This is a genomic window from Endozoicomonas numazuensis (assembly GCF_000722635.1).
In the GTDB taxonomy this organism is placed as follows: Bacteria; Pseudomonadota; Gammaproteobacteria; order Pseudomonadales; family Endozoicomonadaceae; genus Endozoicomonas_A; species Endozoicomonas_A numazuensis.
Genome location: NZ_JOKH01000002.1, coordinates 425,377 through 439,438 on the forward strand (window position 1 = coordinate 425,377; position 14,062 = coordinate 439,438).

The 14,062-nt window shown below is 48.5% G+C and carries 14 protein-coding genes; 3 read left to right on the forward strand and 11 right to left on the reverse strand.

Annotated elements, in window-relative coordinates:
• Nucleotides 1–4 precede the first annotated feature (4 nt).
• Entirely contained in the window at nucleotides 5–151 is a 147-nt protein-coding gene (locus tag GZ78_RS29405) for a hypothetical protein (RefSeq protein ID WP_161787351.1), read from the reverse strand.
• Nucleotides 151–2,286 (reverse strand): type I secretion system permease/ATPase, encoded by a 2,136-nt coding sequence (locus GZ78_RS09255; RefSeq protein WP_081869762.1) that lies wholly within the window; start codon nucleotides 2,284–2,286, stop codon nucleotides 151–153. Before GZ78_RS09255 ends, GZ78_RS29405 begins: the two co-directional genes overlap by 1 nt.
• 250 nt (nucleotides 2,287–2,536) lie before the next feature.
• On the opposite strand from GZ78_RS09255, the gene GZ78_RS09260 reads away from it, so the two are divergent.
• On the forward strand, nucleotides 2,537–2,758 hold the full coding sequence (locus GZ78_RS09260) for a type II toxin-antitoxin system CcdA family antitoxin (protein ID WP_034834952.1): 222 nt from the start codon (nucleotides 2,537–2,539) through the stop codon (nucleotides 2,756–2,758).
• Nucleotides 2,758–3,066, forward strand: coding sequence for a CcdB family protein (locus GZ78_RS09265; RefSeq protein WP_034834954.1), 309 nt, complete (start codon nucleotides 2,758–2,760; stop codon nucleotides 3,064–3,066). The genes GZ78_RS09260 and GZ78_RS09265 overlap by 1 nt, the downstream gene beginning before the upstream one ends.
• 63 nt (nucleotides 3,067–3,129) lie before the next feature.
• Here GZ78_RS09265 and cysM read toward each other — a convergent pair whose 3' ends face one another.
• Nucleotides 3,130–4,020, reverse strand: a complete 891-nt coding sequence (gene cysM / locus GZ78_RS09270; RefSeq protein ID WP_034834955.1) for a cysteine synthase CysM — start codon at nucleotides 4,018–4,020, stop codon at nucleotides 3,130–3,132.
• A gap of 143 nt (nucleotides 4,021–4,163) precedes the next feature.
• Between cysM and GZ78_RS09275 the strand changes: the two genes are divergently transcribed.
• Complete coding sequence (locus GZ78_RS09275; protein WP_034834957.1) at nucleotides 4,164–6,908, forward strand: response regulator; 2,745 nt, start codon at nucleotides 4,164–4,166, stop codon at nucleotides 6,906–6,908.
• A 129-nt stretch (nucleotides 6,909–7,037) separates the two neighbouring features.
• Here the strand turns inward: GZ78_RS09275 and acpS are convergent, their stop codons facing one another.
• The 8 genes from acpS to lepA all read right to left on the reverse strand — a co-directional run bounded on the left by acpS (nucleotide 7,038) and on the right by lepA (nucleotide 13,838).
• Entirely contained in the window at nucleotides 7,038–7,412 is a 375-nt protein-coding gene (gene acpS, locus GZ78_RS09280) for a holo-ACP synthase (RefSeq protein WP_034834959.1), read from the reverse strand.
• Nucleotides 7,409–8,155: a pyridoxine 5'-phosphate synthase gene (gene pdxJ / locus GZ78_RS09285; RefSeq protein WP_034834960.1), complete on the reverse strand. Its 747-nt coding sequence runs from the start codon at nucleotides 8,153–8,155 to the stop codon at nucleotides 7,409–7,411. Before pdxJ ends, acpS begins: the two co-directional genes overlap by 4 nt.
• Nucleotides 8,152–8,856: a DNA repair protein RecO gene (gene recO / locus GZ78_RS09290; protein ID WP_161787352.1), complete on the reverse strand. Its 705-nt coding sequence runs from the start codon at nucleotides 8,854–8,856 to the stop codon at nucleotides 8,152–8,154. Before recO ends, pdxJ begins: the two co-directional genes overlap by 4 nt.
• Nucleotides 8,857–8,864: 8 nt before the next feature.
• The gene (era, locus tag GZ78_RS09295; RefSeq protein WP_034834961.1) at nucleotides 8,865–9,806 is read right to left on the reverse strand and encodes a GTPase Era; all 942 of its coding nucleotides are present in this window, start codon (nucleotides 9,804–9,806) and stop codon (nucleotides 8,865–8,867) included.
• Nucleotides 9,803–10,492, reverse strand: a complete 690-nt coding sequence (gene rnc, locus GZ78_RS09300) for a ribonuclease III (RefSeq protein WP_034834962.1) — start codon at nucleotides 10,490–10,492, stop codon at nucleotides 9,803–9,805. Before rnc ends, era begins: the two co-directional genes overlap by 4 nt.
• Complete coding sequence (locus tag GZ78_RS09305; protein ID WP_034834964.1) at nucleotides 10,489–10,866, reverse strand: DUF4845 domain-containing protein; 378 nt, start codon at nucleotides 10,864–10,866, stop codon at nucleotides 10,489–10,491. Before GZ78_RS09305 ends, rnc begins: the two co-directional genes overlap by 4 nt.
• 224 nt (nucleotides 10,867–11,090) lie before the next feature.
• A complete protein-coding gene (gene lepB / locus GZ78_RS09310; RefSeq protein ID WP_034834966.1) occupies nucleotides 11,091–11,909 on the reverse strand; it encodes a signal peptidase I in 819 nt (272 codons plus the stop codon).
• A 129-nt stretch (nucleotides 11,910–12,038) separates the two neighbouring features.
• Complete coding sequence (gene lepA / locus GZ78_RS09315) at nucleotides 12,039–13,838, reverse strand: translation elongation factor 4 (RefSeq protein WP_034834968.1); 1,800 nt, start codon at nucleotides 13,836–13,838, stop codon at nucleotides 12,039–12,041.
• Nucleotides 13,839–14,062: the final 224 nt, after the last annotated feature.

The following is a 14,062-nucleotide window of genomic DNA, read 5'->3' on the forward strand; positions in this document are numbered from 1 at the left end:
TTGACTATGGCTCGACTAGCCGGATTGGCTGGGTTTCTTCCACTTCCAATGCAGCGGGTAAAAACTGTCGTCGAGTGTTTTGCAGCGCTTCCTGCTTTTCTGTTCTGGACAGCAGAGCTTTTGTGGCCTTCTCAAAGAAAGACTTAATCATTACACTGCCTCCCTTACGCCATGCTGATGAGCATTCAGTCGAGCATAGTGCCCACCCAGTTTAACGAGCTGATCATGGCTGCCCTCTTCTACGATACGCCCTTTATCCATCACAATAATCCGGTTAGCATCCCGTACGGTCGAAAGCCGGTGCGCAATAATAAACACAGTTCTGCCCTGGCTGATGCGTTTCATATTCTGCTGAATAATATGCTCGGACTCATAGTCCAGGGCACTGGTGGCTTCATCAAAAATCAGGATTTTTGGATTGGTAAGGAGTGCACGAGCAATAGCGATACGCTGTTTCTGTCCACCTGAAAGGGAACTGCCCTGCTCCCCCACCTGAGTGTCATAACCTTCAGGCAGCTCCAGAATAAATTCGTGGGCACCTGCCAGTTTCGCGGCAGCCATAACGCGTTCAATAGAAGCACCGGGATCGGCCAGGGCTATATTGTCCCGAACAGAGCGGTTAAACAGAAAGTTTTCCTGAAGCACTACCCCCACCTGCCTTCGTAACCAGGCTGGCTCCACCAATGCCAGATCCACACCATCGACCAGAACACGACCAGACTCAGGTACATATAGTCTCTGTACCAACTTGGTCAGTGTGCTTTTGCCAGAACCGGATCGACCGACTATGCCAATGATTTCACCGGGTTTAACTTCCAGGGAAACACCATTAAGCACTGCCGGTCGATCCGGCTGATAGCGAAAGCTGACATGCTCAAACTTGACGAAACCATTAAGCGCCGGAAGGGTTGTACGGTTTGGATCATGCCCAGGTTCTGTAGGCGTGTTTAATATGTCACCCAGCCTCTGAACAGAAATACCGGCCTGCTGAAAATCCTGCCAGAGTTGCACCAGTTTCAGAATAGGAGCGCTGACACGACCGGCAATCATGTTAAAAGCAATCAGCATACCCACTGACAGTTCGCCATTAATCACCAGCGTAGCGCCCACCCAGAGAATAAGAACGGTAACCACCTTATTAATCAGCCCTGCGGTCTGGCTGGCAATATTGCCAAGATTCATAGCCCGGAAGGATGCCGAAACGTACGCCGCCAGCTGATCTTCCCAGACTCGCTGCATCTGGGGCTCTACTGCACTGCTTTTAATGGTTTCCATGCCAGTAACAGATTCCACCAGAAAGGACTGGTTTTCAGCGCCCCGCTTGAACTTTTCATTCAAACGGGCACGTAATATCGGCGTGACGATCAGCGATAGAATAATGTAGAAAGGAATCGAACCCAGTACGATCCAGGTCAACGTTGGGCTGTAGAAATACATCACCACAAAGAAGATGATCGTAAACAACAGATCAATGCAGAGTGTTAGTGCAGAACCGGTAATAAACTCCCGAATCGTATCCAACTCTCGAACACGGGCTACCGTATCCCCTACTCTGCGCGCATGAAAAAAGGCCACCGGCAAACGCAATAGATGATTGAACAGCCGGGAACCCAGCACCACATCCACCCGGTTGGTGGTGTGGCTGAACACGTAATTCCGCAGACCATTGAGGACAATATCAAAGACAGACAGCACCAACAAACCAAAGGCCAACACATCCAACGTCGTTAATGCCTGATTAACCAGTACCTTATCAATAATGACCTGGAAGAACAGAGGGGTAATCAGAGCAAATAGCTGAATAAAAAATGAGGCCAGAAACACTTCATAAATCAGCTTCTTGTGCTTAAGAATGGCGGGTATGAACCAGCTGAAGTCAAACTTCGCCATCCCCCCCGGCAGCATGGAGCGCTTGGTAAAGAGGAACAGTTCACCGGTGAACAGGGTTTCCAGAACATCCAGCGATACTGTTTCTGGCTTATCCTTCAGCGGGTCCTGAATCAGCGCCTTGCCCTCATGAAAGCGGGCAATGATAAAGTAATGGCCATCGGTATGACGGGCTATAGCGGGTAAAGGAAGATCCTGAAGTTTTTCGCTGTGGGTTTCTACTCGCCGGGCTTTTAGTTTTAAAAGCTTTGCCACACCGAGTATATCAATGGCTTCAATAGCCTTTGTTGAATCACCCAACTGATGCTTGATCTGCTCTGGTTGAGCGGCCAACCCATGAAAGCGGGCAAGCATAACCAGGCAGGTTACGGCTGAATCCGAACTGCGTACGCCATCCATCGGACGTCTACTCCCTGTTTTTTTTATTCCTTTAATGGCAGCTATTAAACGTCACTTACTGTTTATAACTCAAGAGAAACCGGTCACACTTTCAAACAAATATACGGGAGATTACAAGCTGAATGTCAGAACACTTGTATTCACCTCCCTCTCAACCTGTTTTATCAAAGTAAAGTCAGATAAATACTTTTAGGCACAAAAGTATTTATCATCTATATTTATTAATAATATATATCCGGAATGAATCATCATGGCCAAAAGCACTACGACTGTCACGATCGATGAGGCTTTACTGCAGCAAGCTCGTAATATGAATATAAATATATCCGCTGCGGCAGAACATGGGCTCAGGGCTGAAGTAAAAAGCCTGGAGGAAGAGAAGCTGAAAAAACTCTACAGGAAAGCAGCCAAAGAGCTGGATGAGCATGCAGAAAAGCATGGACTGTTCAGTGAGGGGATGAGGCTATTTTGATGGGTCAGTTCGATATTTATCGCAATGCAGGGGATAGCAAAGAGCAATACCCTTACTTGATAGTCCTGCAATCTGATCTGATACCCACCCAAAAGAGCCAAATAGTAGCTCCGCTGAGCCATTCAAATCAGTTTGAACATGCTTTGAGAGTATATCCTCAGGTTGAAGTGAACGAAGAAGAGTGGCTCATAATCATCCCTCAATTGGCCTCGGTACCCGTCACAGCCTTAGGCGAACAAGTTGCTAATGTAGAATATGAGCGCAACAGTATCCTATCCGCCCTTGATCGTATCTTTACTGGCTTATGAGACTACCCTCTGCCTTTATGGTGACTCAAAGGATGAGCCACCCAACAGTAACTTAAAGCAGGGTCAGGAATTAAAAACCCCGGTAGAAAGATAACGATCTCCCCGGTCGCAGATTATGCAAACAATCGTTGCATTCTCTACTTCTTCAGCCAGCCTTAATGCGCCTGCCACAGCACCACCGGATGATACCCCACAGAAGATACCTTCCTTTTTCGCCAGAGTTTTCATGGTTTCTTCGGCTTCGGTCTGATTGATATCCATGACCCTGTCTACACGACTGTCATCAAATATTTCCGGCAGATACTCTGGCTGCCAGCGACGAATACCGGGAATACTGGCTCCATCTGCAGGTTGCAGGCCAACAATCTGGACATTCGGGTTTTGCTCTTTCAGGAATCGGGACGTTCCCATAATAGTCCCCGTAGTACCCATGGAACTGACGAAGTGGGTCACCTCTCCACCTGTCTGCTGCCAGATTTCTGGCCCCGTTCCGGTGTAATGAGCCAGCGGATTATCCTGATTTGAAAACTGATTAAGGACCACACCCAGGCCATCCTTTTCCATGTCCAGCGCCAGATCCCTTGCACCTTCCATACCTGCTTCCCGGCTCACCAGTTTAAGCTCAGCACCATAAGCCGCCATGGCTGCCCTGCGTTCTTCGCTCATATGATCAGGCATGATCAGAATCATTCGATAACCCTTGATCGCCGACGCCATGGCCAGTGCTATACCCGTATTACCACTGGTGGCTTCTATCAAAGTGTCTCCTGGCTTAATCGCTCCAGTCGCTTCAGCCTCAGAAATCATGGAGAGTGCCGGACGATCTTTGACCGATCCAGCAGGATTATTCCCTTCCATTTTCAACAATATGGTATTGCCTCGCCCGGCAGATAGCCTCTGCAACCGGATCAGTGGAGTATTGCCTACCAGGGACTCGATTGTGGGGTAATCCATAGCGCTCCTTCTCTAAGATCTCTTAACCATAACTTCCAAAAAGTACATATAACTCTTATGATGCGTCAGTAGCCTGTCCGAGCACAGTGGTCTGACGGCTCCCAGCATAAATGAAAATAATCCAGCCTGTACAATAATTAATTATGAAAACATCTTCCCAGACTGTTCAGCGCAGGATTCTGGTTCTGGCACTGCTTCCAGGTGCTCTCATCTCTGTCCTTATGTGCAGCCTTTACCTCTGGGCGCGCTTTACTGAACTTGATCAGCAGCTGATCACCAAGGCCGAGGAAATGACTCGCAGGCTTGCGACGCTTGTAGTTTACTCCATGGAAAGTGGTGAAATGCAAAGCACTCAGGATCTGGCCATTCAGACACTGGATGATACCGATATCAGAGCGGTAAGCCTGCTTGACCGGAACGGCAGGGAATTATTACATGCCGGACCCAACCTGCTCCCTATTGGCATGGCCCAGCCACTGCCCGGATCGGTTTCTCTTTACACTACACACGACTCTCTCAGGGCAATCGCCCCTGTCGTTCGTCTCAATGGAGATTCATCCGAAACCATTGGCTGGTTACAACTGGAATACGCTTACTCGGAAACGCGCATTCAGAAGTACCGAGCCATGCTACTGGGCATTATCTTATTGGCACTGGCCATCGGTATTGCCTTCTCTCTCTGCATGAAACTGTCGCGCGCTCTGATTAACCCCATGCAATCCATTGCCGATGCGATGGATGAAATAGACGCGCACGACCTGGCCAGCCGGCTTGATGCTTCTCCCAGGAGTATCTATGTCACTTTGGAGCTGGCGATCAATAGACTGCTGGAGAGGTTGACTCACTCACGAGAAGAACTGCAAAGAAGTGTAGATCTATCCACTAATGAGCTGCAGGAAACACTTGAGACTATAGAAATCCAGAATGTTGAGCTGGATCTGGCCCGTAAAGAAGCCCTTGAAGCCAGTCGTAGTAAAAGTGAGTTTCTGGCCAACATGAGCCATGAAATTCGTACGCCCCTGAATGGCATTTCTGGCTACACCGCTTTACTACTGGAAACCGAACTGAAATCACAACAGCGGGAATATCTGTCTACCATCGAGAAGTCCGCTCAGGGGCTGATGACCATGTTGAACGACATTCTCGACTTTTCCAGAATTGAAGCTGGCAAGTTGGAACTGGATAATCAACAGCTCAGTATCCGTGAAGTCATCGATGATGTTCTGGCTATTATGGCTCCTGCTGCTCACCAGAAATCACTGGAACTGGTCAGTTTTGTTTATGAAGATACCCCTGAAGAAATTATTGGCGACAAACAGCGCCTGTCTCAGATTCTAACCAACCTGGTCAGTAACGCCGTTAAATTCACCAATTACGGCAGTGTGGCGATTCGAGTAATGCTGGAGCAAGTGGACGACTCCGATGTCCACACGCTCAAGTTTACCGTCACCGACACAGGATCAGGTCTGACTTCCGAGCAACACTCCCGTATTTTCAAAGCCTTTTCACAAGCTGATTCCAGCAGAACACGACAGGCTGGAGGGACCGGACTGGGTCTGGCCATCAGTAAAAGCCTTGTTGAACAAATGCAGGGAGAAATTGGTCTCGATTCCGACCTTGGGAGAGGCTCAACCTTCTGGTTCACCATTCGAACCTGGCCCGTCAAAGATGAGAATGTGCTGTTTAAGCCAGAACCTATACCAGGCTGTAAACATGTATTGCTTTATGAACCTCAAGAACTCTCCAGACTGTCCATTGGCCATCAAGTACAAAGCCTGGGCCTGACTGTCACCTCGTTTCAGTCACTGACAGAGCTGCAAAGTTACATCGAAAAGCATAACAATCACGAACTTCTGTTACTGAGCCAGGGTGACGACCATCTGCAACGAACCATAAGACTTGCTGAGAATTATCTTCAGCAGAGTCCCGTTCTGATTTTAGCCATGGCCGGCAGCAGCAGCCATGCAGAACACCTGCCCATGGGTATTCACTGCCTGCTTAAACCCGTGGCCAGAAACAAACTGTTGCTGGCCATACAGGGCATGACATCAAACAGCCCTCAAGGCATGGATGTCATGCAGCCAGCCAAAGCGGTTTTTGAGAAGCAACTGGACATTCTGGTCGTGGATGACAACCCGGTCAACCTGAAGCTGCTTGAAACCATACTATTGAAAATGGACCAGTCCGTAGCCACTGCCAACAATGGCTTTGAAGCTATTGAACTCTGCCACCAGAAAGCTTTTGACCTGGTGCTGATGGACGTTCAAATGCCTGAGATCGATGGCCTTGAAACCACACTGCGGATCAGGAACATTAATAATATATACAAGCGTATTCCCATCATTGCCGTTACCGCTCATGCACTCCCCGAAGAACGTAAGCAGATTCTGCAAAGCGGTATGGATGACTATATGACCAAGCCGGTGAATACCCGCCAGCTGGTTTCCACTATCAGTCACTGGACTGGTAACTCTGTTCAGGCACCTGACGAGCCTTCGGAGGAGAAATTGCCCGGACAGCTACAACCCACGTCTTCCCCAGTTGATGAAGAGAAAAGCATACAACTGGCGGCAGGCAACCAGGAACTGGCCAGAGAGATGCTGGACATGCTGCTGGATGGCCTGCCAGATGATCTTAAGACAATAGAAGACAGCTTCAGAAATAACCTCCACGACCCTCTACTGGAGAGAGTGCACAGATTGCACGGTGCCTGTCGCTATTGCGCAGTACCGAAATTACTGGACGCCTGTCTCGAACTGGAAACCAGCCTCAAACAGACGGCCCACCTGAATTCGCCCAACATTATTCATGGCGTCGAAGAAGTAATTAAAGCCATTAAAGAACTGCTTGAATGGCAGTCATCAAGAGAAGCAGAAGTGATTGTCTGATGCACGTCACTGACTGCCAATAGAAATCGGAGACTAAAGAGGGTGTGAACAGCTCCTGTCACACCCTGACCTGCCAGAGGGATTCAGGATCAAGGCCGCAGAGTACGAACAGGACGGTTCAAATCTTCATTAACATTCAAGTACGACAAACGCCAGGGCGTGTTCAATCTCATCAGAAAGACTCAGATGAATCGCCTTGATGCCCCTTTCAGTTTGCAGCTCCAGGGCATACCCTAAAAAACGCATATGAGGCGCACCCAGCTCATCACTGAAGGTCTCCAGATGCTGAAATGAAACCTTGCCAATCCCTGTCCCCAACGCTTTGGAAGCAGCTTCTTTGGCGGCAAATCGTTTGGCTAGCCAGGCTGCCTGCTGCGGATGCGATTGAAAGATACTCAGTTCAGAGTCTGTGAGAATACGGCGGGCAAAAGTATCTGACCGCCGTTCGAGTATTTTTTTGAATCGCGCAATACTGGCGATGTCCGTACCGATACCCGCAATCATTTATGAAGAGCAGCTCTCAGCATTAATGTCTGCATTTCTTTAACGGCTGTTTTCAGACCCGTAAAAAATGCTCGCCCCATAATGGAATGACCAATATTCAGTTCATTAATACCCTCTATAGCTGCAACAGGCTCAACGTTCTGATAATTCAATCCATGCCCGGCATTAACAATTAACCCTTGGGACAAGGCAAATTCAGTGGCTTTTTTCAGCCTTTGCAGCTCAGCTTTCATCACTTTTGCCGTTTGGGCTTCAGCATAGGCGCCGGTATGCAGTTCGATCACAGGTGCACCGGCTTCGACAGAGGCTTTAATCTGTGCGAGATCCGGATCAATGAACAGAGAGACTTCAATACCCACCTTTGCCATTCGAGCACAGGCAGACGAGATGGAAGACATTTGCCCAACAACATCCAGCCCACCTTCAGTGGTCAGTTCTTCACGCTTTTCTGGCACCAGGCATACCGCTTGAGGCAAAACGCCTTCTGCAATCAACAGCATCTCTTCAGTGACGGCCATTTCCAGATTCATTCGTGTCTGCAGGACATTCCGAATCAATCTGACATCGCGATCCTGGATATGACGACGATCTTCTCGCAGATGCAGGGTAATGCCATCGGCACCCGCCTGCTCAGCCTCAATCGCTGCCTGAACCGGATCAGGATAGCCCCCCCCACGAGCCTGACGGAGAGTAGCGATGTGATCAATATTCACACCCAGCAGGATGCGGTTATGAGGAATCATGAGACAGACTTCTCCCTGGTACGGAATAATTCCCGACTTTTCAATGGTTTCTCACCCAGCAGGGGAGCCATTGCCAGACGGGTTAATCGTTTAAAACCCGGAAAATACTGAACGTTGTCAAAACGTCTTTCTGCCAGAGACAGCAGCAGATCCCCGGAAAAATATCGGGACCGGTCTCTTTCCCTGGGCGTCATCACAGGTAAAAAGCCCATTCCAGCTTTGAATTCATAAAGACGATCAGACTGAATTCTTGCCCCTGATACCGCATCAGAAGTAAACGACGGTGCATAGCCTGTCATTTCCAGCAATTCCAGCTCAAACACTCTCAGCAAGGGTTGCACAGGTGCATCCGAGGAAAGCTGTTCCAGCACAACACTGTAGAGATCATACAACCCCTCAATATGCTGACCAGGCAATACTGAACGCATCAGCAACTCATTCAGATAAAAGCCACAATAGAGTGACTTACCCTTTAAATGAATAGCGGCTGCAGTTTCAAAGCTATTGAGTGTTTTCAATTCTGACCGCCCTCTCCAGCTGACATAAACCCGGGTGAAGGGCTGCACAGCTGAAGAGCGGGATTTGGCCTGGCGAACACCTCTTATGACCATGGCAATACGACCATGATCTTTCACCAGAAATTCAGCAATAACAGAACGTTCCTTGTATGGCCTGCTGTGCAGCATCCAGGCTGCGCACATTTCGTTCATCAGTCGAAGTCGTAACCCAGACTTTTCAGAGCCCGGTCATCATCAGACCAGCCACCCTTGACCTTGACCCAGAGATTCAGCATGACTTTCGAGTCAAACATCTTCTCCATATCAATACGGGCTTCCTGGCCAATTTGACGCAGCCTTGCCCCTTTGTCACCAATAACAATGGCTTTCTGACTGGTGCGCTCCACCAGAATCAGAGCACTGATGGTCAAAAGAGGTCCTTTTGGACGCATTTCCTGCTTGAACTCTTCAATTTCCACCGTCATTTCATAGGGCAGCTCATCACCAAGCTGACGCATGATTTTTTCACGAACCAGCTCAGAGGCCATGAAGCGGGAACTGCGATCGGTCACCTGATCTTCCGGGAAAAAATGAATCCCTTCCGGCATCAGGCCATCAATCATGACTTCCAGCTCTTTCAGGTTATGACCGTGCAAGGCTGAAACAGGCATAATCGCTTTGAAATCCGCCTTTCCAGACACTTCCTGAAGAAACTGCATCAGTTCTTCCTTGCGTTCCTTGAGACGATCGACCTTGTTCAAAACGAGAATAACAGGGCATTTAGCATGACTCAGCTTACTGAGCACCAGCTGATCTTCTTCAGTCCAGATCAGACGGTCCACCACAAAAACGACCGCATCAACACCGGTCAGGGCGCTGCTGGCAGCACGATTCATATAACGGTTGATCGCCTTTTTTTCTGCCTTGTGCATACCCGGAGTATCCACAAAAATGGTTTGTACATTGTCTTCCGTCTTGATGCCCAGAACCTGGTGACGGGTCGTCTGGGGGCGACGGGAAGTAATGGACAGCTTCTGCCCCAGTACATGGTTCAGAAGCGTTGATTTACCTACGTTGGGGCGTCCGACAATAGCCACATAGCCACATCGCTGACCTTCAGTTACTGCTTCAGATCCGGTCACGGCTGAGTTCATTGGCTGTCTACTCCCAGTTTTTCCAATGCAAAACGGGCAGCCTGTTGCTCTGCCCCACGACGACTTGGTCCCTGACCCTCACTGCTGAGATCCAGACTTTCCAGCTCACAGACAACAGTAAACACCTGATCATGAGCATCGCCTTCGATGTTCAACACCCGGTATTTAGGCAGAGGATTCTGACGAGCCTGAAGAAACTCCTGCAGGCGGGTCTTTGGATCTTTGTTTTGTTGATCCGTTGTAGAAAGCCCTGCCAGTCGATCAGTAAACCAGCTGCGAATACGCTCACGGCAAGCTTCCATGCCAGCATCCAGATAGATGGCTCCAATGATGGCCTCTACCGCATCAGCCAGAATAGATTCGCGGCGATAACCACCACTTTTCAGCTCACCCGAACCCAACCGCAGACAGTCTCCCAATTGAAACTCACGACCAATTTCCGCCAGTGTCGCACCCCGCACCATACGGGCACGCAAACGACTAAGCTGACCTTCCCGGGCATCGGGAAAACGCTCGAACAGAGCTTCGGCGATCACAAAGTTAACAATGGAGTCTCCAAGAAATTCGAGACGTTCATTATTACGGCTGCCACAGCTTCTGTGAGTCAGAGCCAGCTCCAGCCGGCTGCGATCAGAAAATGTATAGCCCAGCCGGCGTTCCAGCCGGGCAAGTTCATCAGTCTTCACTGAGATTTAGCGTTCCAGTTATGTTCAAAAGTTAATACGAGATCAATGTTGTACATCAGGTGCACACGGCGTTCATAATCAATTTCGACCGCTACCGACTTACCCTCGTCCCGGAGAACCTTTGATTCTCCCTTGGCCAATTTGATCCGGTTGGTCATCAGCCCTTTATTGAGCCATTCTCTGACTTGCGGAACACCTGCTTCCTTGACACCAGTCTTGGTATCCATGGAAGTTAACACTTTCGATATGGCATAATCATCCAGATAGATGGGCGCCACCTTGAAAGTCAACATGATCATAAAACCACCGACCAGTATAGCTACCAGCCAGCCCAAAGTACTCAGTCCTTTTTGTCTGCTTTTTGCAACGGTCATTCTCCCTCCCGCCGGGTTATTATTATTTCCTGGCTAGCCTCCTGACAGAAAGCATCACGGCCATTTTCCTGCAAAAATACTTTTTACTATTTCAGAGAAACCTGAATCCTGCATTCAGACATAGACTCAAAGCTTTCTGAAATGATAAAGAGCACTCTGATTTTCTCCAATACCAAGACGACTTCTGCCCGCTAAAAGCGGGCAGCGCCAGGCCGAAAAAAATATTACTCTATTGTGCCATTATTTTTAAAGCTGGGCAGCTGGGTCCAGGTTGGCCAGTGCATCCAGATATAAATAGCCTTACCCACAATATTTTTTTCAGGCACAGTCCCCCAGTAACGACTGTCGTTACTACGATCCCGGTTATCACCCATCATGAAGTATTGTCCTTCCGGAATCACCCAGACACCTTCAGCACGCAGACTTCTGAGCCCTAAATCTTTGCGAATCTGGTGGTTTTTACCATCAATAGTTTCTTCAAACAGCTGATAAGGCCCACCTTCATCTCTCAGTTCTGCGATGTACTTCTCAGGAACTGGCTGACCATTAATGGTCAGTTTCTTGTTCATATAACGAACTTTGTCGCCCGGTATACCAATCACTCGTTTGATAAAGTTGATATTCGGGTTTGCAGGCTCCTTGAAGACCATCACATCACCTCGTTGAGGCTCGTTGATGGAGACCACTTTAGTGCCAATCACTGGCAGACGAAGCCCGTAATCGAACTTGTTCACCAGAATGAAGTCGCCCACCTGAAGGGTCGGAATCATGGAACCAGAAGGAATCTGAAACGGCTCAAAAAGAAAAGATCTCAGCACCAGCACCAGGGCCAGGACCGGAAAGATAGACTTGGAGGTTTCAATAATACTGGGCTCTTTCTCCAACTTTGCCAGTGCATCCTGATCAGGTTCTGAACCTGTACTGGACTTGAAACTCTCTATCGCTGCTTTTCTTTTGGGCAACAGAACCAGCCTGTCGAACAGTGCAATCAGACCTGTTATAAAAACCGCCAGCACCAGCAGCAGGGGAAAATTAATATCCATGGTTATTTGTTCTCAGAAACCCGTTCTCTATTGTACCGATAATCTGTTAAAACAGATGACATCACTGTTTTAACAGGAGAAGTTAGCACTTCCAGAAAAGCCTGCCAGCAAAGGCAGGCGAATCCTCTTTTATTTATCAACCTTCAATACAGCCAGGAAAGCTTCCTGAGGAATTTCAACCCGACCTACCTGCTTCATCCGCTTCTTACCTGCTTTCTGTTTTTCAAGCAGTTTCCGCTTACGAGAGGCATCACCACCGTAACACTTGGCCGTTACATTCTTGCGCAGAGCCTTAACAGTGGTTCTTGCACAAATCTGACCACCCACAGCAGCCTGAATAGCTACATCAAACATCTGTCGTGGAATGATCTCTTTCATTTTTTCAGCCAGTGAACGTCCACGGGAAACCGCATGATCCCGATGAGCAATCAATGCCAGAGCATCAACTTTCTCACCATTAATCAGAATATCCAGTTTCACCATGTTAGCGGCTTCGAAACGATCAAAACTGTAGTCCAGTGAAGCAAAACCCCGACTGACGGACTTCAGCCGATCAAAGAAGTCCAGTACGACCTCGTTCATGGGCATATCATAGGTGATCGCCACCTGAGTGCCAGTGAACTGCATGTCTTTTTGAACACCTCTACGCTCAACACACAGGGTAATTACATTACCCAGATAATCCTGTGGCACCAGAATATTGGCTTGAACAATAGGCTCTCTGACTTCCTGAATACCGGCTGGATCAGGCAATTTGGATGGGTTATCAACCTCAACCAGATCACCATTTTTCATCTCAACTTCATAGATTACTGTTGGCGCTGTGGTAATCAGGTCAAGATCGTATTCACGCTCCAGTCGTTCCTGGATGATCTCCATGTGCAGCATGCCCAGGAAGCCACAACGAAAACCAAAACCCAATGCGTCACTGCTTTCTGGCTCGTAGAACAGGGAAGCATCGTTCAGGCTCAATTTTTCCAGCGCTTCACGGAATGATTCAAAATCATCAGAGCTTACCGGGAACAAACCGGCATAAACCTGTGGTTTGACCTTCTGAAAACCAGGCAGTTCCGGAACATCCGGTGTTTTTGCCATTGTCAGGGTATCACCCACAGGGGCACCGTGGATGTCCTTGATACCGGCAATAACGTAACCTACTTCACCGGCTTTCAGCTCGCCGGTCGCTATCATTTTGGGTGAAAAGATACCAATATTATCTACGCCATGAGTCTGACCAGTAGACTTAACAAGAATCTTGTCGCCCTTCTTCAGAGTACCGTTTTTAACGCGTACCAGAGACACAATGCCCAGATAATTATCGAACCAGGAGTCAATGATCAGCGCCTGAAGATCACCGTCGATATTACCTTCCGGAGCCGGAATGGTCTGAACCAGACGTTCAATAACTTCTTCGATTCCCAGACCACTTTTAGCAGAACACCGCACGGCATCCAGAGCATCAATACCAATAATCTCTTCAATTTCCTGGGCTACCCGCTCAGGCTCAGCCTGGGGCAGATCCATTTTATTGAGGACCGGCATCACTTCCAGCCCCTGTTCAATAGCGGTGTAACAGTTCGCTACTGACTGGGCTTCAACACCTTGCGCTGCATCAACTACCAGCAGTGCACCTTCACAGGCAGAAAGAGAACGGGACACTTCATAAGAGAAATCTACGTGTCCCGGCGTGTCGATAAAGTTCAACTGGTAAGTTTTACCGTCTTGAGCGGTATAATCCAGCGTAACGCTCTGCGCCTTGATGGTAATACCACGTTCACGCTCAAGTTCCATGGAGTCAAGAACCTGAGCTTGCATTTCACGATCACTTAATCCTCCACAGTTCTGGATAAAGCGATCTGCCAATGTCGACTTACCGTGGTCGATATGGGCAATAATGGAGAAATTCCTGATATGACTTAAGTCGCTCACGATTGCATCACTACAAAAAATTTGTCCCCGCTCAGAGTTCAATCTCTTTCACGAGGACAGTTGTTCAGCTTGCAGGGTCTTCACTGACCTGTATGACAGGCGCGAAGCTGCTGTATATTCAGACAGATTCTACAGCATCTGAAGATTCAGATCACCCCTGAAGACTTGAAACACCGGCTGTATCTTCAGCGGGAGCGGCATGAAACGACGTTTTTCCAGAAAAC